We start from the raw sequence: 20,931 nt of genomic DNA on the forward strand, positions 1-20,931 counted from the left end.
GCGATGAAAAATCTACATTCAAACTTACATTTCACTTTAGGATGATGAAGGAATTGTAGTAGATTTACATGGGAATAAAGTGCATTGGTATGAAATCGAGGCCATTACATGTCAAAATTTTCAAGGGTCAAAATCTACTTTAATCTCGCCCCACTATACTCACCATGAAAATATACGCATCCGCTATAAAAGATGGCTACCAACTATTGCACATTCAATTTACTGGTTTTCTATTGAGAAACCAAAAGATTATCATAAAAATTTAATGATAGCTTGGGAAGAAAAGCGAACGAATAAAAACAAACGCCTCCTTTAATTATTATTTAGGGGCGTTCGTTCATTCAAAAATTAAAGAATATGTAGTTTATATTCTCTGTATAATTTCTTCAATCGACTTATATGGGCTTGATGATACCGATTATGATCTGCTATATGCCATATTCCCCATCTTATTGTCGCGGTTTCCCCTTTTTCATACAAAACTTCCTCTCTTAAAAGAACAACACCATATGTTCATCATCACTATACACACCATTCATTTTTATAGCCCTTTTTTCAATTCCGTATGTTTTAAATCCCATTGACTCATATAATCGTTTGGCTGGTTCGTTCGTTGACACAACCCCTAAATTCAATTGCTCTAGCTTCATCTCTTTTGCCCTTTCAATTGCTTTACGTATTAAATCACGTGCAAGACCACTTCTTCGATTTTCAGTATCTACATACATTGCAACGATATGTCCTTTATGCTTATATGCGTCTTTTTCTTCTGTTAATAAAGTAACAACCCCAACTAAACGATTTTCATTATTAAAAGCACCAAATGTAAAACTACTGTTGGATGAAAGATTACTAGCAACTCGTTCAAGAGGGTTTTCTTGACGTACTGCTTCTTCATAAGTCGTTATAAATGCTTCTGGATTTACTTGTAGTGCTTGTAAACGCAACTCCCAATATTTTTTTGCATCCGCTTTTGTAAGTAATCGAATCATTTTATTTTCCCCTTTTTAATTTACATAATATTTTTATAGGTTATTAATTTTTGATTCATACTCTTCTTTTAATATACTGTAACGATAGCGATGAATGAGCTTTCCCTGTCTCAATCGATCATTTCTCATTAATCCTTCGCATACAAATCCGGCACTTTCATAACTCTTTTTAGCTTTTGTATTATCTTCATCTACACGTAACCAAATTTTCTCCAATTCAAACTGAGAAAAACCTATTTGTAACATGCTGTTTAGAGCTGCCATTCCAAATCCTTTACCCCAATAGTCTTTATTTCCAATCGCAATTCCTAGTTCAGCATTTTTATTTGTTTTATCAAAATTTTTAAGGTCTACCCATCCAATATGTATACCTGTCTCAGTAACGATTGCCCTTTGTTCATAACCATTTTTTCGGCTTATACAAGCTTCAATCCAGTTTCTCGTATCTCCACGAGTGAACGGAGGATATTGATCTGGTAAAACTAAATGCTTTGTTACATCTCTATCTAATGACCATTGATAGCGATCTTCTACATCATCTAGTGTCAATTCTCTTAATTGAACATATGGTACATTCATTTTTTTCTCCTCTCTTTATTTACCAATAGAAAATCCTTCGAACACTCTTCCACCATACTGTTCTAACGTCTTTTCTATAAAATGAATTAATTCATTTTTCCCTCCCGTTTTATAAAAATGATCAAAAGCGGCTACAAATTTGTTTGCATATTGCTCATCATATCTTTTTAGCACTCTAATAAACCATTTTGAACTCCCAAGCCACTTACCATTTACTCTTAATACATATTCATGTACTAAATCGGCTAATAAATTAGCGATAAACAATTCTTCTTCTCTTTTTGTTGCACCAATAAAGTCATCTAAAGTATCCGTAATAAAATATCGCTTCTGCTTAATCGTTTCTTCGGTCCATTTAGCTGGTCCTTTATGTAGTAAATCATTCGCTTCTTTTTTTAATTTCTCAACAATTTCCTGTTCCCCTTTTAAGGCAATCCCTTCTGAAACTAATTGTGGTAACGACGGCCTCCCTCGATCACAATCCATTTTGAAAAAGGTTTTATATGTTTCGAAATTATGAACAAACACCTCAACAGGCCATCCATTACTATAGAAAGATTCTCTATAGCAAGAAGTTAAACTTTGATCGACTATTACAATGTCAAGGTCAGATGTTTTCGTCGCTTCTCCTCGTGCAACGCTTCCGCCGAGTAAAGCTACATCACAATTCGGAAATTGTAATGTAATTATGTTTTGTGCTGCTTCAATTGGTTTCATAACCGATCCTCTTTTCTTATTTCACTTTCTTTTTTTCAGCTCTTTCTCTCGCTTTTTTTATATAGCTTTCTGCATCTGGTGTTTTACATGATGTTGCACCATGATCAACCTCTATTTTTCCAATTTCACTTGCAATTTCAATCGCTTGTCGCTCTAAGTCTTCATTACGAATTCCTATTGCGATTAAAGCACTATTCATCGCTTCTTTTTTTCTATTTTTTTCATTATGTATATTTTCTTTAATCTCTTCTAAGTACGGAGAGAAGAAATCATCATGTAACGTTTTATTTTTAATCGCTATATTTGCTAATAAAGACCAGCCAGCTCTTCCAATCCATTCATCATTAGACTTTATCCACTCTTCCATTCTTTCTATTGCAATTGGCGAAGTACATATAGATGTCATCAGAACATCCATTAAACAGTAATAATCAACATCCTGAATCCAACTATTAAGCTGTTCTGTCGTTATTTTTTTCGGGTCTAAAATATAAGTTGCTAATGTCATTGCGTCCATATTTTTCGTTTCCCACAATTCAACTGCTAAATCGTGATCTTTTTTTATCTTCTTTTTTAACAATTTTAAATTCGCAAAACTAACTCCAAATAACGGCTCTTTCGCTCCGTGGTTTTTATACGTTTTTCGATTTTGTTCTGTTCCATATTCCTCTAGTTGCTGCATTACTTCCTCAAGTAACATATACCCACCTCTTTATCTTTTATGTTAACTGTATATATGTATGTACGATATATTCTACATTACTTTTTGTTTTTCCTATATTTATTTTTAAAATACGGTATGTGAAATTTCTAAACATTGCACAGCTATACCATCAAAAAACTGTACATGTTAAACATACAGTTTTTTGATGGTATCAATTTTGCGTAGAATAAGATATAAACTACGAAAGAACTTTTAATGGTCCTCTCAATCACCTATTTTTTCAACTGAATTTTTTACATCTGACCACTCTTCTATTGACCCTGCGTCCGGAAAAACTGTAACTACATTAAAATTCGCACCTTTTTCTTTCCCAATTTGTTTAGCTGCTAATAAATTCGCTGCCGCAGAAGTTCCTATTTTTATACCAGTATCTTTGTAAAAACGTGCCATTTCATACAGGGTATCTTCATATGAATAAGTCCATTGTTTTTCTATCAAATTTTCTTCCTGTTCTATGAAATGTTGTTTCCTTCCTAAGCCGAACCCACCTGATCCAGCATATTTCTTTAAATCATTTGGTGGTTGTTCCGAACCATAAGGCAATTCAGCAGGCATTACTAAATGTAGTTCAACATTTTTTGTATAATTCTTTATTGCTGTATAGACTCCCATTAGAGTTCCACCAGTACCAGCAGATGCTACCCATGCATGTATTGGTTTTCCAATCATTTGTGCAATAATTTCTCGCCCTGTACCTTCTATATGACTTACTAGATTTGCATTATTATAATGTTGGAATAAAAAATATAATTCTGGCTTTTGTTTGCTAATCTCTATTGTTTTCTCAATTACTGCGTAGAATCCTTTACATTTATCAACTAAGATTACGTTAGCACCATAACGATCAAGTTCATTTAATAGAGATTTATCGGTTCCAGAACTTAAAACTAACGTGCATTGAATCCCTAAATAATTACAAATACACCCAATTGACCTCGCTAAGCTTCCACCACTATACTCTAAAATATTTTGTTTTTTGTCCGCTTCTTGTAAATATTTATTAATCATTCCAAGTGCTGCCCTATCCTTAATCGATCCTGTAGGGTTATGCCATTCACATTTAGCATAGATAGAAAGATCCTTCGTTTCCTTGCATTCTAATTTCACGAGCGGTGTATTTCCAACATGTTTAGAAAACGCTTCAAAATGGTTTACTATCATACTTTTATACCTCCTTCATAAATTATGTTTACTACATTTGTTCTTAGCCAAAATACTTTCTACATTTTAATAACTCTCTCAATAAAAATTTCTTATATAAAAATCCCTACAAACACTGTAGGGATTTATGTCTAAATCATTTTGTTACACTCTATTTCATATGAAAATAGTTTTCTTATTCAGATGCATTCATAAGCACAATTCTCCAACCGTCTGGATCCTCTATTGTGGTTCCTTTCTCTATCCAATACGGGTTTTCAGGTTCTACCTCATGATAGCCCATATTACTTAATCGATTCACTATCTTTTCAATTTCATCTTTAATAGGCATATAAAAAACTAGTAAATTATCTTTTGTCGGTGCCGGACATGGACTTCCATTAACATGTGTAGTAAACTCCAAATGATACTCTTCATCTGGTAAGCCAAACATAACCCCATCATATCCTTCATGATTGTGAAATTCCCCTATACGTTTTAAACCTAATCCTGTTTCATAAAAACTTATCACTTCTTCAAATTTATCTGTTGGTCTTGCAATTCTAAATTGAACCCAATTCTTCATGCAAATCTCCTCCTTTTCATTTTCCAAAGCTTTATAGTAATTAGTATAGGTTACATATATTCCCTTTAACATCCCTCATTAGTGTGAACTTCCTAAGTTGAAAGACCTATTAGTTAATAAACAATAGGACTTTAGTATAAAATTCATATAAAATTAGTTATATAAATATAGAGATGAATTACAAGCTATTACGTATGAAATAGTTCTCCTTGCAGGGCCTTTATATACCGATCAGCAGATCTTTGTACAGCTTTATTCGCATCTTCCACTACACCATGAAATGCATTATATAGTCGACTAAATTGGATATCTTTTACCTTCTCTGCCATATCTCTAACTTTATTCGCTGGTAATGGAATGAGATTGGGATAACTATACATAAAACTTACCCATTTTCGATCCGAAACTACTTGTATAATATCACCTGATAACAAAATACCTTTCCCTTCATTACCGTCTTTCCAATGTATAACAGTTCCACCCTTAAAATGGCCTCCTAAGCGATGCAATGTAAGTTCTTCCGATAATATCAGATGCTCCCCAGACCAAAATTTAATTTGCTTACTCGGACGAACCACCCACTCTTTATCATCTTCATGAATATAAATAGGTACATTGAATGTTTCCGCCCATTTAACTTGTGTAGAGTAATAATGTGGATGAAAAAGTGCTATTGCTTGAATACCACCTAAATCATATATACGTTGTATCGTTTTATCATCTAAATAACTAATGCAATCCCACATAACATTTAGAGTTTTACTTTGTATTAAAAATGCTGTTTGTCCAATCGCAAATTTAGGTTTAGTAGTAATGCTATACAAACCGCTTTCTTCTTTTATTATTTCGTTTTTGTATAAATTGCTATTTTGCATCGTTTCTAATGTTGTCCATGACTGCCCAATTGGATTAACATATTGTCTTTCCTCATTACAAATTTTACAGCGAGAAGGTGCTTCTTCATTTTCGGGATACTGCACTCCACATGTAGTGCAAATATAATTATCCATATTCCCACTCCTTTTTTCATGTAATTGTTTCTTTACCAATATTTTAATAAAAAACAAAAATATTCGAATCAATAATTGGAACGAAAACGAAGTGATACGAAAGTATGATTTGGTGATTTAAAGTTTAAATAATAAAGTTTAAATTCATCCTATTTTTCAAAACTGCAATTGATATAAAATCTTGCATACTTTTGAGTAAACTTTTTTACACTTGTAAAAAAGTTTTTTTGCATTTCCCTACCTATAATTGCTAATATAGTAGAGTAGAACTTTTATAGAGAGAAGGAAAATTATGCACAATGGAATTCGAATGACAACTTTAGTAAAAAGGGCTATGTTAGTTTGTGCGGGGGTATTATTCACATACGAAGTAGCTTTTGGATCAGTACATACTGCTCTAGCTAGTACAGAGGATGAAGCAAAATCTGTTCAACTTGTAAGTGAGGTTCAAACATCTCTTGCTCCGAAAGAAGCTCCAAAACATTATAACGGGCAAGTTAGAAAAGTCGCTTATTTAACATTTGATGACGGTCCTGGAAAATACACAGCTGAGCTTTTAGATATGTTAAAGAAAGAAAATGCAAAAGCAACATTCTTCCTAATTGGTTCAAACGTAAAAGCTTTCCCTGATCTTGTAAAACGCGAAGATGCTGAAGGTCACTACGTTGGGATGCACAGTATGACTCATAACTACAAGAAACTTTACACTGAAGGTCATTACGTAGATGAAATGAAGGAAGACCAAGGCTTAATCGCTGGTGTTTTAGGTAAATCACCAGTATTAACTCGTCCATCTTACGGCTCTATGCCAGGATTAAACGAAGCTCTTCGCAACAAAGTTGTAGAAAATGGCTTAAAAGTTTGGGATTGGACAATTGATTCTTTAGACTGGAAATATAACAAAATGCAAGTTGATGCTGCATCTGCTAAAATTGTAGAAAACGTGTTACATGGTGCTACAAATCCAACAGAAGTTATTCTTATGCATGATATTCATCCACAATCAGTAAAAGCAGTTCCTGGAATTATTAAAGGACTGAAAGAAAAAGGATATGAATTAGAAGCATATAATGAGAACGAACACTTCCCATTAAACTTCTGGCATGATAATCGTATGTAATGAAAAGACTTGATTTCCTTTAGCTGGGAATCAAGTCTTTTTATCATTTTGGGAATTACTCCTCGTATATTCGACTCAAACTCCCCCTTCTCTAATATCAATAAAAATTCAAAATCACATGTTATACTATAATTTAGTTTAAATAAGTAGGTGCCATATGATCGTATATACAGTACAAACTGAAGAAGCATGGAAACAATTTAAGAAACTTGGTTATTTAGAAGGTAATAAAGAATTCATCGATCCAGACGATGTATATTCATATGACTGGATGGTGCGCGTCGCTAAAACAAGATTGCCTCATTACGAAGGTAACTATCCTATTTGGGTCTGGGAAGCAAATAATTACCCAAATCGAAATCATAAAGCTTGGGGTAGAACAAATTCAAAAATGGTAATTTTAACACTAGATGTACCGAAAGAATGGGTACTATGGAGCTATTTTGACTATTGGTGCTGTGCTATGACTGATGGATCAACATATTTACATACAAAAAATAAGTGTACTTTAGATGAATGGTATACATATATGGATAAAGAATACGGGATAACATTTGATTTCGACTATTTATTATCTCATCCTGATTGGTGTCTAGGTAAAGAGGATTCGTTAGAAAAACAAGGTGTTATCGGCAAAATACCCCTTTCCTTCGTGAAAAAAGTAAGACGTTTTCGTGCTAAGACAGATAAGTCTATTAGTAAAATCCGAAGTGATAACTGGGATAATAGAAAAGAAAACCGCATTAAAAAGATGAATCGAAAATTAAGAAAGCGAAACGATAAACAAAAAAGAATACAAAAGCGACTTATACGAAATTAAAACATATATCAAAATACAGTAAGAAATTATGGATTGAATATACAAATTCAATCCTATTTTTTATATTATCAACACTTTAGCACATATTACTCTTAAGGAGTGATATGTATATGGATTTTCTTTCAGCCGAATATTTGTCCGCCCTACTTGCCATCATTGTAATTGATTTAGTGTTAGCCGGTGATAATGCCATTGTAATTGGATTAGCAGCAAGAAGATTACCGAAAGATCAGCAAAAGAAAGTTATTATATGGGGAACTATCGGGGCAATCGCGATTAGAGCCCTCGCTACCTTAGTTGTTGTTTGGTTGTTAAAAATACCAGGGCTACTTCTAATTGGTGGTGTACTCCTTATATGGATTGCTTATAAATTAATTGCTGAAGGCAAAGATCATGATATTAAGGCCGAAGAAGGATTTTGGTCTGCTATTAAAACCATTATTATTGCTGATGCGTTAATGGGCATCGATAATGTACTCGCTGTTGCAGGAGCTGCCCATGGTAACTTTTCTTTAGTAATCATCGGATTATTAGTGTCTATTCCAGTAGTCGTATGGGGCAGTACATTGATTTTAAAATGGGTAGATCGTTTTCCTGTCATCATTACGATTGGAGCAGCCGTTTTAGCTTATACTGCCGCGAAAATGATTGTAGATGAGAAATGGTTCGCTGGATTTTTCGAAAGTAACCCTTTGGTTAAATGGGCATTTATCATTATTATCATCATCGGCGTAGTTTTCTTCGGAAAGGCTAAACAAAAAGCAACAGCTGGTTCTGTCTCATAATGATGGTATATTTACAAATAAAAGGCGCTATTCATATGAATAGCGCCTTTTATTATTTATTTAGCTTCCCCTTCCGGAGTCGTTTTTACCTTCGTTTTGTTTTTATCGCGGTTGTTATAGTTATACTTCGAACGATCTACTGGAGTGAATCCTTCCGGTGTGTAGAATCGTAATAAGTCACCATTCACGACTTGGTCAGAGTATTTTAGTGAGTTTTGAACCATTTGTTCATTTTTCTTTATTTCATCTGTAAATTCTACAGGTTTTCCAGTAGTTGTATCATAGTATTTGCCGTTTAGTGCAGTAACTGTTGGGCTTACGTAGTTACCGTTACGGAACGCAACGACTTGTTTATGATCTGGTGATAATAAATCAGAACCGAATTGAACATAATTCTTTGTATCTGTACCTAGTAAGTGTAATAGCGTTGGAAGAACGTCAATTTCACCACCGTATTGATGTTGTACGCCACCTTTCACTCCTGGTACACGAACGATTAATGGTACACGTTGTAACTGTGCATTTTCAAATGAGTTCATTTCTTTACCCATTACTTTTGACATTGCTGCGTTATGATTATCTGAAATACCGTAATGGTCTCCGTACATAACAATAATTGAGTTATCATATAAACCAGATTGTTTCAAGTAATCGATGAAGCCTTTTACAGATTCATCTAAATAGCGTGCTGTTTGGAAGTACGTATCTACTGATGAATCACCTGTTGTTGCTGGTTCAATCGTTGCTTCTGCCTTATCGATTGGATAAGGGAAATGGTTCGATAACGTAATAAACTTCGTATAGAACGGTTGTTTCAACGTTTGTAATAACGGAATAGATTCATTAAAGAACGGTTTATCTTTTAACCCGTAGTTTACTACGTCTTTTTCATTCATATCGTAGTATGACGCATCAAAGAATTTATTAAAACCAAATGATTTATAAATATCGTCACGGTTCCAGAATGTTTTGTAGTTACCGTGGAATACTGCTGATGTGTATCCTTGTTGTCCTAAAATAGCTGGTGCTGATTGATACGTATTATGAGATTTCGTTGTAAAGACAGAACCTTGCGGTAAACCAAACATTGAATTCTCTAACATAAACTCCGCATCAGATGTTTTCCCTTGTCCTGTTTGATGGAAGAAGTTATCAAAATAAAGTGTATTCGCATCTTTTGTAAATGAGTTTAAGAACGGTGTAACTTCTTGACCATTTAATTTGTAATCAATTAAGAAGTTTTGGAATGACTCTAAATGAATGTAAATTACGTTCATTCCCTTTCCTTTACCGAAATACTCAGGATTTGGACTTGCATAAGTTGATGTTAAATAATTTCGTACTTCTGTCATATTATCGCCATCAGCTAATGCTCGTTCTGTCGATGCTTTCGCACTTTGAATTCCATCATAAATTGTGTAGTTGTATGCACCTAAATATTTCACAATATAATTACGGTCAAACGTTCTTGTTAATAATTCAGGACGGTCAGACTCTGCAAGACCTAAGTTAACACTGAATAATAAAATACCTGCTACAAATACTAGAGATAATTTATGCTTCGCAACACGAATTGGTTTTGGATTTGCAAATTTTGTTGCGACTAACACAATTAATATAATCGTGTCTAAGAAGTATAATGGATCATAAAGATGTAGCAACGCAAGAATACTACCACCTAAATCTCCAAAGTTATTCGTTTGTGTTAATGTCGGGAACGTAATAAAGTCACTGAAAAAGCGATAGTATACTACGTTTGCGTATAAAAGAATCGACAATAACAAATTAATGATAATTAACCAAATATAAGATCGTTTCCCTTTTGCAAATAATGCAAGTCCTAAAAATAGAACTGCTGAACTAAGCGGGTTAAAAAACAGCAAGAATTTTTGAATTGTGTTTGAAATTCCTAAATTGAATTCCGTTACATAAGCTGCATATGTTTTGAGCCACAATAAAATAACGGCAAACAGAAAGAATCCAAAATGATTGCTTAACACACTTTTGCTCTTTAATAAGAACTGTTTCATTTCTCCACCTCTTTTGATCATCCAAGGCTTATTTTTTTATAAGTCTGTCTCTCTATTCAAATTTTCTTCTTCAAATAGATTATCTTTATTTAACTATATGAAGAATATTAGTAATTATAATTTGAAGCTAGTATTTATTCAACTATTTCTTTCTAGACATTTTGACCTTGGTTTCTATTTAACAAAATAAATTTGTAACATTTCCTGTTTTCTCCCAAGATTCATCCCCTAATTATGACACCCCATACTATATACCTTTATAAACTCATTCGCAAACTATTCTATCTCCAAATTTGGTACATATTTCACATGACAAAATAATACGATTTGATTATATTACTCCACTTACATTTCCCTTCTTCAACTAACTCTTTAAATCTTAAAGTCATTACATCCCTTCATACATGAAAAAATTCTCCTGTTCATTAATATTATATTTGAATAATTATTCATTTGACCGACCAGCGATGTTACGTTTTCTCGACAAAAAAACTCGCTCTAAAAAGAGCGAGTTTTTTCATTATATATTATTGACCTTTGTACATTGCATCTACTTGTTTTTGAAGTTCCTCATTTTCTAAGAACTCATCATAAGTAGCCTCTTTATCGATTACACCGTTTGGTGTTACTTCGATAATGCGGTTTGCAATTGTTTGCACGAACTGATGGTCATGAGATGTGAATAAGATTGTACCTTTGAATGCAATTAAACCGTTATTTAATGCTGTGATTGACTCAAGGTCTAAGTGGTTCGTTGGATCGTCAAGTGTGATTACGTTCGCACCACTTAACATCATTTTAGATAACATACAACGAACTTTTTCGCCTCCAGATAATACAGAAACGTTCTTCTTAACTTCTTCACCTGAGAATAACATACGGCCTAAGAAACCACGTAAGAAGCTTTCAGACTCATCTTGTGGAGAGAATTGACGTAACCATTCAACTAAGTTGTAATCACTGTTCTCAAAGTACTTAGAGTTATCTCTTGGGAAGTAAGATTGAGAGGTTGTAACACCCCATTTGAATGAACCGCTATCCGGCTCCATTTCACCCATAAGAATTTTAAATAATGTTGTCATCGCAATATCGTTACGGCCGATAAATGCAACTTTATCACCTTTATTTAAAGTGAAGTACACATTATCTAACACTTTTTCACCATCAATTGTTTTAGAAAGACCTTCAACAGTTAATAAGTCATTTCCTACTTCACGCTCAGGTGTGAAGCCAACGAATGGGTAACGACGTGATGACGGTCTAATATCATCTAATGTAATTTTGTCTAATAATTTTTTACGAGAAGTTGCTTGTTTCGCTTTAGAAGCGTTTGAACTAAAGCGTGCAATGAAGTTTTGTAACTCTTTTACTTTCTCTTCTTTTTTCTTATTAGCATCTTGTGTTAATTTTAAAGCTAATTGGCTTGACTCATACCAGAAGTCATAGTTACCAACATAAAGTTGAATTTTACCGAAATCAAGGTCAGCCATGTGCGTACATACTTTATTTAAGAAGTGACGGTCATGGGATACTACGATAACTGTGTTTTCAAAGTTCATTAAGAAGTTTTCTAACCATTGAATCGCTTTTAAGTCCAAATGGTTGGTAGGCTCATCTAATAATAGAATGTCAGGTTGACCGAATAAAGCTTGAGCAAGTAATACTTTTACTTTCTCTGCCCCAGTTAATTCTGACAATTTCTTATCATGAAGATCTTCACCAATACCTAAACCTTTAAGAAGAATTGCAGCTTCTGACTCAGCTTCCCAACCGTTAAGCTCAGCGAACTCACCTTCAAGTTCAGCAGCGCGCATTCCATCTTCATCACTAAAGTCTTCTTTCATGTAAATAGCATTTTTCTCTTGCATTACTTTGTAAAGTTGCGTGTGACCCATAATTACTGTTTCTAATACTGGGAACTCTTCATATTCGAAGTGGTTCTGTTTTAATACTGCTAGACGCTCACCTGGCGTAATATGTATGTCACCTGTTGATGGTTCAATTTCTCCAGATAAAATCTTTAGGAATGTAGATTTACCAGCACCGTTTGCTCCGATTAAACCGTAGCAGTTACCTGGCGTGAATTTTATGTTAACATCTTCAAATAATTTGCGATCCGCGAAACGCAAACTAACGTTACTTACTGTAATCATTTGTGTCCTCCTACTAATACCGCTTATTTCAGCGTTTTCTCACCGATTGTCTTAAAAAATCGCATATTACGACTCAATTATTGTAGACTATAGCTATTATATAGTAGAAGCTGGATGAATAGCAACGGTTGATTGCTATTCCTTTCTTTCCAAACTCGAATAAAACCTTTGTTTTTAATTAGATTAAAGTTACATACACGTTTTAAAGAGGATTCATTTTGAAAAAACATTTATAATTGGAGCATTATGTTTATCAATTGAAATAACACAATAATTTGTATGTATTTCGCATTATAAATAGCAAACTAAAACGCTCAGAAAATATTCTGAGCGTTTTCATTTCCTTCTCCAACTAAAGCACCAGGTAGTGTAAAAAGCTATTTCACCATTTGTATTGTTAACTTATCTTTTAACATTGACCTATATGAGTCAATTTCATATTTTGTATTATTGATTTTTTCTTTTTTCATTTTTAACATATCGAATATTTCTAACTCTAAATTCCTTCTAGCTTCAAGAACTTTTATCGCTCCTTCTACCCCTGAATGGTTATGTTCTTTCCCATAGCCTTGGTTCGTATAATAGTCGACAATTCCTGTGGACCATTCTGGATTTCTTTCTTTTAATGCCTTCCTAAATGAAAATTCAAGATCATCTTGTTCTACATAGAATAACATTGGATTTAAATTCTCTATGATTTTTGCAACTTTCATTACATAATTTATTATTTTTTCTTTTTGTTCACCGTATTTAATCATCCCAATTGTTAATGGATTTTGTATGAAACAACATTCAAAAATATAAACCTTATTATCTTCTAGAGCAATTTCAGCAAAGTCATTCCATTTGTCAGCAATTAATTCAACATTTTTATCGAATGGTAATTCATATATATCGTTTTTAAAAATATCATTACATAATTGGTCCGAAAACTGGTCACCAAACTCATTTTTTATCTTTCTGTATGGTAATAAATAATTGCTTCCTTTTTTTAAAACTCTTTTAAGAAGCACTTCTTTAAAATCTCCACTGTTAGATACTAATCTATCGAATTCAAATTTATTAAAACAAGATACACCATCATAGTCGGCGGGGTGATTCAAATTCCCCTCTAAAAATAGTTCAACTTCAATTATATTTTGGCTTAGAATTTCATTTATTAGCTTTGCAGTGGTCGATTTTCCGAATCCAGGTAAACCTTCTACTATTATTAGTTTTGTATTCATATTTATAAATCCCTTCCTTCAAAGTATTTAACCAAGATTTAAAAAATTACTTACTCCACTGCAATCACTCCTTCAAAATACGATATTCAACATTTCCTTTGAAAAATCCTTCTTAAAGTAACCTGACCGTTCGTTTAAGAACATTTTTTCACAATCTCTATCATTATTTTAACATAAATTTCCATTTAACTTTAAAAAAAGATAGTCCACCATTATTTGAGTGAACTATATAAAAAAGGATGCTAAATCATATGTGATTTAGCATTCCTAATTTGTATGTTATTTTATAATTTATCTCCTATAACTGAACCAGTTACTTTTAAAAAAGGCTTCTTTTATTTTCTTATACTTAATTTCTTTGCATAATCCTTCATTTTACTCGTTAAACCTATTAAAGCAGGTAACAATATTGGCATCACAATGATAGCTAATAGGAACAACGCAACGCCAACTACGGATGCTACTTGTATAAGCGTTAATACACCTGAAGGGATTAATGCAGCAAATGTACCACCTAAAATAAGTGCCGCTGATAATACGACTCCTCCGATATGACGAGAAGCAGTTACAATTTTCGTCGCTGGGTCCCCTTCTAACTCATTGTATCTCATCATTACAAAAATACTATAATCCACTCCTAAAGCGACAATCATTATGAAACTAAAGAATGGAACATTCCAGCTTAATGAATCTACATGTAAAATATGCGTACTAATTTGTTCACTTATCCCTAATGATGCAAAGTAAGCTAATAGTAACGATCCAATAATAAAGATGGTGTTTAATAATGAACGTGTAATCACAATTAATACAATCGCGATTCCAATTAACATAATTGTAGCTGTACGTAAGAAATCTTGCCCAGTTACTTCTTTTAAATCAACGTTTCTAGCTGTCGTTCCTCCGATTGCTGTTTTCGCATGATTTAATTCCGACCCCTTCAAAGTACCATCTATTGTGTTATTGATTTCTTGAATAATTGGCATCGCTTCTTTTGAATACGGATTTACGTCTAAAATGATTGTCATTTTAGCAGTCTTTCTATCATGTGACATGTACGTATTCAAAGCTTTTTGGAAATCTTCTCCCTCCAAAACTTCTTTTGGAATATAGAATTTCTCAGAGCTTTTTGATTCGTTCAGTTCTCCTAAATATTTCTGAGCATCCCCTAGGCCATTACTTACCTTTTCAAGGCCTTCTGTACTTTTAGTTAGTCCGGATTGTAATTGACCCATCTGTTCTTGCAAGTCTTTCAGTCCGGTTAATAGCTGACCTTGCCCATCGTTTATTTTCGTTAATCCGGTTTGTAACTCAGATGACTTGTTCGCAATTTGTTTTGAACCTGAAGCACCTTCATTTAATCCATTTTTAAGATCAGCTGCTCCTTTTTGTAACTTAGTAACTCCATTGTTCATTTCTTTTAAGCCATTATCCACTTTCAATAACGATTGATTCGCTTCTTTAAATGATCCCATCGCCGCATTATGCTGCGCTTTCAATTTATTTAATTCATTTGAAAGCCCACCTAATTGCTTTTGAGCCTCTTTAGCAATTCCTATCGTCTGCAGAATGTTAGGATCATTTGCTAATTCTGGTTTCGTTTGAATGAAATTGGTCATTAACATTTCAATTTGTTCATAACCTTTCTTCGCACCGTCAATCGCTTGAGAAATACTTCCGAAGTATTGATCGTAAGAACTTAAACCTTTTTCTAACTGTGTATAGCCAGCATGAAGTTGTGAAGTTGCTTGAGATAATACACTTATATTTTCATTTACTGAAGTTAACCCACTCTCAATTTGCCGCGCACCTTGTGCTCCGTCATTTATGCCATTGGATAGTTGATTTAAAGCTGTTCCTAATGCTGATACACCACTTTTCGCTTCATTTGTTCCATCAATTAACTTTTGAACGTTCGCAAGACTATTTGAGTCCTTATTACCCATCTTATCTTTCGCAGTAGTTAATCCATCATTAATTTCCTTTATACCACCATTGGCATCTCCTAAACCTGTATTTAGTTCACCCGCTTGTTTATTTATATATAGTTCTTTAATCCTATCACCAGTTGGACGTGTCGGTGAATATACTTCTGAAACACCTTTTACTTTCAAAATCTTATCAGTTAGTTCATCTAAAGTTTGAAGCGAACTCGCCTCATCTAACTTGTTATTCGATTGAATGACTAACGTACTTGGTGAAGAAAAACCAGGTGGAAAATGTTCTTCTATTACGTTAATCCCCATTTTCGACTCATATTTATTGTCTACTTCAAATAAATCGTTGTAATTAAGTGTATTAGAATACTTTAATATGAAAGGAATTGATATCACGAATACAATAATTAAAGCTACAAATGGTCTCACTACTGAGTTTTTCGCAAAGAATCCCCATAGACGACTGTCTTCATGACCTTTAAATGTTTTAACGGGATAAAACATCCCTTTTCCTAAAAGCACCATAAAAAACGGATTTAACGTAGTTAATACTAGTAATAAAACTGCGACACCAATTGCTACCGCTGAAGTAGATTGATATAGTTTAAAACTCGCTAAAGCAAGAGATGCAAAACCAATTAGTACTGCTATCCCGCTATATAAAACGGTTTTCCCTGCCGATTTAAATGTTTCTTTCGTAGCCAAAAATGCGTTTTCTTGTTTACTTAATTCTTCTTTAAATCTCGTAAATAATAAAATGTTATAGTCTGTTCCAACCCCAAACAGGACAACAACGACAAACACTTGTGTAAAGTTAGAAAATGGAAAATTAAATTGATCTACTAAATGAGCAATAATCCCCATTGAAACTAAATATGATACCCCAACAGTAAGAAGAGAAACAATTGGAACAATAGGTGAACGGAATACAATGATTAATATTACAAGAATGAAAATGATTGAAATAACTTCAGTCTTTTTCACTCCCTCTTGAGAAGATGTAAGGAAATCTCCTGCTATTAAATCACTTCCTGTTAAGTACGTTGTTACCCCTTTCGTTTTCACTTTATTATGAAGGTTATTTGTAACTTTCGATATTTCACCATGCTTTTTATCTATCGATATTTGCGTTAAAATAGTCGTATTATCTTTAGAAACTAATTGTTTCTCTAATTCTTTATTATCTAAATGTGAAACAACTTCTTTAATTCCTAATTGTTCTTTTTCATTTTGCAAAGCGTTGATTGTTTTTATTATTTCCTCTTTTTGCTCAGTCGTTAAAGCTGTTTTACTGTCACTATTAAAAACAACTATAATGTCATACTTTTCTGTCCCGTCTTTATCCATTTCTTTTATCATTTTGTCAGCAATACTACTTTGTTCTGTATTAGGAATCGTAATGTGCCCGTTTTCTTTCACTAATTTATCCATATTAGGCATCGTTACGATCATTGTAATGGTAATAACTATCCATAATAGAAAAGATAAACTTCTCCAATTTTTCAGCTTGCTCATTTGCATCATCTCCCGCGATTAAAATTTACGTTAGTTACGGAATGAATATTCATTCCTATTATTCTATTACATTATTTGTAAACTCTATTAAACTAGTCTTTCCGGAATGAATATTCATTCCTTTAGTTGCACAAATACCCTCTCCTACTCTCATTTTTTAATTCTATTTAGGAATGAATATTCATTCCTGTCCTTATAAAGCTATAGAATCAAATGATTCTAATAGCGTTCCAAGAGCTTTCTTCCAATTCTTTTACTAACTCTTTCGAGTATTCTAATTGCCCTGTTGCAATTACTTTCGTTAATTTTTCTAACGGTTGATATACAATAATAATTAAAGCAACTGGAGGCAATGGACGAAGCAAACCTTTTGCGATTCCATCTTCAATAATATTCATAAAGAAGCCTATAAAATCGTCAAATATTTTCTTACTCTGCTCATCAAGAAAATAACTATCACAGTGAGAATTTGTAAATAAAAAAGCATCCACATTGTTTCTCGCAAATTCAAATAAACGGTTATACGTATGACTAAACTGTTCACGAATATTTGCTTCAACAGGAAAATCCGTTTTTATCATTTCAGAAAGCTGTAACATACTTTTTGAAAATAATGAGTTAACAAGCGCCTCTTTATTTTCAAAATAGCGATAAATAGTACCCGCACCGACATTTGCTTTTTCAGCGATCATTGGAATTGTCGTACCATCGTAACCACGCTCTGCAAAAAGTTGCATCGCAGCATCAAAAATATCCTCTTGTTTGTTTTTAGCCATTTTTTCCACCTCTATTTTCAGGAATGAAAATTCATTCCGTTTTTAATTATAAATTACAGGGAATAAAAGTCAAGTGCGTGACAACGTATAGTTGCGATTCTATTCTCTTGTATGTGAATAAAATTATATCAGCGATTTTCAGGATATATCAACTTACCGACAAAAATTAATACAATGAGATGGAGCTATCCCAAAATTTTGTTCGAAACAACTCCATCTTATATGCAAATTAAAAGAAATCATAAATAAACGACTTGCGCACTGGTACTACATTCTCAAATGCCCGTATTTCCTCTTCGCTTCCGCTAATTAATTCTAATTCATTTAGTTCTAATGGGCGTTTGTATCCAAGCAGTATTGTAGATAGTGCATTTATATCTAGGTTGATCCCTTTATCCATTGGTTCTTCTATAATTGCTATTTCATAATTTGCAAGTCTCACCGATACATTATTCCACGGTGCAAATGAATCTGTAATATGTAAAATGACTTCTTGTTGTACATTGTTCCAGTTTAACTCATACTGTTTTAAGAACTGCTCTACATCTACAATTCTTCCCATAAAATATGGTTTTATTTCTGTTTTCACACGTGGTTCTTGCAATGTATATAACAACTGTTCGTTTTCACTTACTGTCATTTCAAGCTCTTTAATCATAGAATCATGCTGGCAAATAAAATTCCATAGACCATTTCGTGCTTCATTATGCAGTGGAAGAAATTCATCTACTGTCATTTTATAGTTTTCTATTTTATATAACATATAGCCGGCTGCAGTTTTATTTTCATCGTAATAAATTGCTAATGTTAAATCCTCATAAACAGCTTGTAACCACCATTTTTCATTGCGAACTAGCATACCAGAAAAACGTTCTGCAAATGTTTCATAAAGCTTCTCGACCTCTTCTGGGTGATTTTCTTTATTGAAACGTTTCACAGTACCATTCACTTGTTTTTTCATAACTAAATCACTCTTTGTCAAATGACATACGAGAAGATTCGCACAAAGTTCCCAGCCGTATTTACGGTAAAATGTAACAGCAAATGGGTGTAACATAGAGACTGTAAAGCCATCTTTTTTCATTGTTTGAAGTGAATGTTGAAGTAGCTCTTTTACATACCCACTTCTTCTGTACTCTGGATACGTCGCTACTCCTGCAACGCCACCCATTTTAAATTTTTCTTTACCTATGTAAATATGAAACGGGATGAGGTGTAGTTTTGCAGCTAAGTCCTCACCTTCCATAATACCGTATACTTCATGACTTTCCTTCATTTTTGTAAGTTGTTGCTGCATTCGTTCTTCTTCTACTTTATATTGAAAAGCGTATTCTGATAAGCGTAGTGCTTCTCTAAATTTATCTTCTTTTAATCGTATAACGTTCATATGTTTCTCCCCCCTCCTTTATTTGAATTGTACCATAATTTAAAATATTACAGTGCGGTGAATGAAATTATAATGACTTAACGACACAAATTCAATATAAAAAAGCAGATACATCCTGTATCTGCTTCTCATTACTTTATTTAGCTAACTTTTGAAGTTCTTCGAAGAATGTAGGATATGATACACCTACTGCTTCTGCATCTTCAATAATTGTTTTTCCTTCTGCTAGGCAGCCAGCAATTGCAAGCATCATTCCAATACGGTGATCACCATAACTATTTACTGTATTGCCTTTTAGAGCTGATTTTCCGTAAATGATCATACCGTCATCAGTTGCTTCTATTCGAGCTCCTAGTTTCGTTAACTCAGCAACGACTGTATCAATACGGTTTGTTTCTTTTACTTTTAATTCGTGTGCATCTTTAATTACTGTAATTCCTTCTGCTTGCGTTGCCGCTAATGCGATTACAGGAATCTCATCGATTAATCTAGGGATAATATCTCCGCCAATTTCAATTCCTTTTAATGAAGATGTTTCGATTGTAATATTTGCAGCTGGTTCTGATGCCCCTTCGTTAATTAGGTCTACAGTGAACGTAGCACCCATTTTTTCTAAAACATCAATAATACCTGTACGGGTTGGATTCATTCCTACATTTTGTAATACTAGTTTACTATTTGGGATGATTGCACCTGCTACTAAGAAAAATGCTGCTGATGATACGTCACCGGGCACTTGAATGTCTGTTGCTGTTAATTTTTGTCCACCTGACAGCTTCACTGTTTTCCCTTCGCGAGTTACTTTAACACCAAATGCTTCGAGCATTCTTTCCGTATGGTCGCGTGAAATATGTGGTTCTGTAACAGCTGTTACACCTTCTGCACGAAGACCTGCAAGTAAAATAGCTGACTTTACTTGTGCACTTGCAACAGGAGAAATATATTCAATTGCTTTTAAATCTCCGCCACGTATTGTTAACGGTGTAAATGTTCCTTCTTCTCGGCCGTCTATGTTTGCGCCCATTTGTTTTAATGGGTTTGTTACACGCTTCATCGGTCTTTTTGCGATAGATTCATCACCTTGTACGCAAGAGAAAAATGGTGTGTTAGCTAATATACCTGACATTAATCGGATTGTTGTACCAGAATTACCAACATCTAATACAGCTTTCGGTTCTTGTAAACCTTCTAATCCTTTACCAACTACAGTAACCTCATCACCGTTTTGCGTAATTTCTACTCCCATTTCTTTAAAACATGAAATCGTACTTAAACAGTCTGCACCGGGCAAGAAACCTTTAATTGTTGTTTTCCCTTCTGCAATAGAACCGAACATAACAGCACGGTGTGAAATGGATTTATCACCTGGGATTGTAATATTGCCATTCAATCCGTTATTAACAGGTTGTATTGTTCTTTCTTTCACGTTTTTCA

The 20,931-nt window shown here is 33.6% G+C and carries 16 protein-coding genes and 2 pseudogenes; 3 read left to right on the forward strand and 15 right to left on the reverse strand.

The annotated features are described in order from the left end of the window. Positions 1-348 precede the first annotated feature (348 nt). The 8 genes and pseudogenes from MR136_RS12185 to MR136_RS12220 all read right to left on the reverse strand — a co-directional run. Positions 349-495: pseudogene (locus tag MR136_RS12185) on the reverse strand (DinB family protein); the annotation flags it as partial. Then, complete coding sequence (locus MR136_RS12190) at positions 492-992, reverse strand: GNAT family N-acetyltransferase (RefSeq protein WP_000620314.1); 501 nt, start codon at positions 990-992, stop codon at positions 492-494. The gene MR136_RS12190 and the pseudogene MR136_RS12185, both read right to left, overlap by 4 nt. A 33-nt stretch (positions 993-1,025) precedes the next feature. Continuing rightward, positions 1,026-1,571 carry a GNAT family N-acetyltransferase gene (locus tag MR136_RS12195; protein WP_017656504.1) on the reverse strand — a complete coding sequence of 182 codons (546 nt, stop codon included), beginning with the start codon at positions 1,569-1,571 and terminating at the stop codon, positions 1,026-1,028. Further along, a pseudogene (locus tag MR136_RS12200) lies at positions 1,528-2,288 on the reverse strand (nucleotidyltransferase domain-containing protein). Before MR136_RS12200 ends, MR136_RS12195 begins: the two are co-directional and overlap by 44 nt. Before the next feature lie 16 nt (positions 2,289-2,304). Further along, positions 2,305-2,988, reverse strand: coding sequence for a DNA alkylation repair protein (locus tag MR136_RS12205; RefSeq protein ID WP_000923448.1), 684 nt, complete (start codon positions 2,986-2,988; stop codon positions 2,305-2,307). A 228-nt stretch (positions 2,989-3,216) separates the two neighbouring features. Continuing rightward, complete coding sequence (locus tag MR136_RS12210) at positions 3,217-4,173, reverse strand: PLP-dependent cysteine synthase family protein (RefSeq protein WP_017656505.1); 957 nt, start codon at positions 4,171-4,173, stop codon at positions 3,217-3,219. A gap of 175 nt (positions 4,174-4,348) precedes the next feature. After that, positions 4,349-4,738: a VOC family protein gene (locus tag MR136_RS12215; RefSeq protein ID WP_000800667.1), complete on the reverse strand. Its 390-nt coding sequence runs from the start codon at positions 4,736-4,738 to the stop codon at positions 4,349-4,351. A gap of 188 nt (positions 4,739-4,926) precedes the next feature. Then, entirely contained in the window at positions 4,927-5,748 is an 822-nt protein-coding gene (locus MR136_RS12220; protein WP_103622455.1) for an MBL fold metallo-hydrolase, read from the reverse strand. Positions 5,749-6,040: 292 nt separating this feature from the next. On the opposite strand from MR136_RS12220, the gene MR136_RS12225 reads away from it, so the two are divergent. The 3 genes from MR136_RS12225 to MR136_RS12235 all read left to right on the forward strand — a co-directional run bounded on the left by MR136_RS12225 (position 6,041) and on the right by MR136_RS12235 (position 8,473). Next, positions 6,041-6,868, forward strand: a complete 828-nt coding sequence (locus MR136_RS12225; RefSeq protein WP_103622456.1) for a peptidoglycan-N-acetylglucosamine deacetylase — start codon at positions 6,041-6,043, stop codon at positions 6,866-6,868. 157 nt (positions 6,869-7,025) lie between these two features. Beyond that, positions 7,026-7,688 carry a DUF3841 domain-containing protein gene (locus MR136_RS12230; protein ID WP_000637706.1) on the forward strand — a complete coding sequence of 221 codons (663 nt, stop codon included), beginning with the start codon at positions 7,026-7,028 and terminating at the stop codon, positions 7,686-7,688. Between the two features lie 110 nt (positions 7,689-7,798). After that, on the forward strand, positions 7,799-8,473 hold the full coding sequence (locus MR136_RS12235) for a TerC family protein (RefSeq protein ID WP_000346932.1): 675 nt from the start codon (positions 7,799-7,801) through the stop codon (positions 8,471-8,473). Between the two features lie 56 nt (positions 8,474-8,529). Here the strand turns inward: MR136_RS12235 and ltaS are convergent, their stop codons facing one another. The 7 genes from ltaS to aroA all read right to left on the reverse strand — a co-directional run bounded on the left by ltaS (position 8,530) and on the right by aroA (position 20,923). Then, complete coding sequence (gene ltaS, locus MR136_RS12240; RefSeq protein ID WP_000808770.1) at positions 8,530-10,503, reverse strand: lipoteichoic acid synthase; 1,974 nt, start codon at positions 10,501-10,503, stop codon at positions 8,530-8,532. Between the two features lie 527 nt (positions 10,504-11,030). Further along, entirely contained in the window at positions 11,031-12,656 is a 1,626-nt protein-coding gene (locus MR136_RS12245; RefSeq protein WP_000633864.1) for an ABC-F family ATP-binding cassette domain-containing protein, read from the reverse strand. A gap of 377 nt (positions 12,657-13,033) precedes the next feature. After that, positions 13,034-13,882 carry a P-loop NTPase family protein gene (locus MR136_RS12250; protein ID WP_098214057.1) on the reverse strand — a complete coding sequence of 283 codons (849 nt, stop codon included), beginning with the start codon at positions 13,880-13,882 and terminating at the stop codon, positions 13,034-13,036. Between the two features lie 335 nt (positions 13,883-14,217). After that, a complete protein-coding gene (locus MR136_RS12255; protein ID WP_242259434.1) occupies positions 14,218-17,334 on the reverse strand; it encodes an MMPL family transporter in 3,117 nt (1,038 codons plus the stop codon). Positions 17,335-17,543: 209 nt separating this feature from the next. Then, positions 17,544-18,110 carry a TetR/AcrR family transcriptional regulator gene (locus MR136_RS12260; protein WP_001107309.1) on the reverse strand — a complete coding sequence of 189 codons (567 nt, stop codon included), beginning with the start codon at positions 18,108-18,110 and terminating at the stop codon, positions 17,544-17,546. A 229-nt stretch (positions 18,111-18,339) separates the two neighbouring features. Next, positions 18,340-19,497, reverse strand: a complete 1,158-nt coding sequence (locus MR136_RS12265) for a GNAT family N-acetyltransferase (RefSeq protein ID WP_103622458.1) — start codon at positions 19,495-19,497, stop codon at positions 18,340-18,342. 136 nt (positions 19,498-19,633) lie between these two features. Beyond that, a complete protein-coding gene (aroA, locus tag MR136_RS12270) occupies positions 19,634-20,923 on the reverse strand; it encodes a 3-phosphoshikimate 1-carboxyvinyltransferase (protein WP_000664631.1) in 1,290 nt (429 codons plus the stop codon). Between the last annotated feature and the right edge of the window lie 8 nt (positions 20,924-20,931).

The organism is Bacillus cereus group sp. BfR-BA-01311, assembly GCF_022664295.1.
Classification (GTDB): Bacteria; Bacillota; Bacilli; order Bacillales; family Bacillaceae_G; genus Bacillus_A; species Bacillus_A cereus.

Bases quoted from the DNA above. Each gene is read 5' to 3' on its own strand.
- MR136_RS12250 (WP_098214057.1), bottom strand. From the start codon at position 13,882: ATGAATACAAAACTAATAATAGTAGAAGGTTTACCTGGATTCGGAAAA.
- MR136_RS12190 (WP_000620314.1), bottom strand. From the start codon at position 992: ATGATTCGATTACTTACAAAAGCGGATGCAAAAAAATATTGGGAGTTG.
- MR136_RS12235 (WP_000346932.1), top strand. From the start codon at position 7,799: ATGGATTTTCTTTCAGCCGAATATTTGTCCGCCCTACTTGCCATCATT.
- MR136_RS12195 (WP_017656504.1), bottom strand. From the start codon at position 1,571: ATGAATGTACCATATGTTCAATTAAGAGAATTGACACTAGATGATGTA.
- MR136_RS12245 (WP_000633864.1), bottom strand. From the start codon at position 12,656: ATGATTACAGTAAGTAACGTTAGTTTGCGTTTCGCGGATCGCAAATTA.
- ltaS (WP_000808770.1), bottom strand. From the start codon at position 10,503: ATGAAACAGTTCTTATTAAAGAGCAAAAGTGTGTTAAGCAATCATTTT.
- MR136_RS12225 (WP_103622456.1), top strand. From the start codon at position 6,041: ATGCACAATGGAATTCGAATGACAACTTTAGTAAAAAGGGCTATGTTA.
- MR136_RS12210 (WP_017656505.1), bottom strand. From the start codon at position 4,173: ATGATAGTAAACCATTTTGAAGCGTTTTCTAAACATGTTGGAAATACA.
- MR136_RS12260 (WP_001107309.1), bottom strand. From the start codon at position 18,110: ATGGCTAAAAACAAACAAGAGGATATTTTTGATGCTGCGATGCAACTT.
- MR136_RS12230 (WP_000637706.1), top strand. From the start codon at position 7,026: ATGATCGTATATACAGTACAAACTGAAGAAGCATGGAAACAATTTAAG.
- MR136_RS12265 (WP_103622458.1), bottom strand. From the start codon at position 19,497: ATGAACGTTATACGATTAAAAGAAGATAAATTTAGAGAAGCACTACGC.
- MR136_RS12220 (WP_103622455.1), bottom strand. From the start codon at position 5,748: ATGGATAATTATATTTGCACTACATGTGGAGTGCAGTATCCCGAAAAT.
- MR136_RS12215 (WP_000800667.1), bottom strand. From the start codon at position 4,738: ATGAAGAATTGGGTTCAATTTAGAATTGCAAGACCAACAGATAAATTT.
- MR136_RS12255 (WP_242259434.1), bottom strand. From the start codon at position 17,334: ATGAGCAAGCTGAAAAATTGGAGAAGTTTATCTTTTCTATTATGGATA.
- MR136_RS12205 (WP_000923448.1), bottom strand. From the start codon at position 2,988: ATGTTACTTGAGGAAGTAATGCAGCAACTAGAGGAATATGGAACAGAA.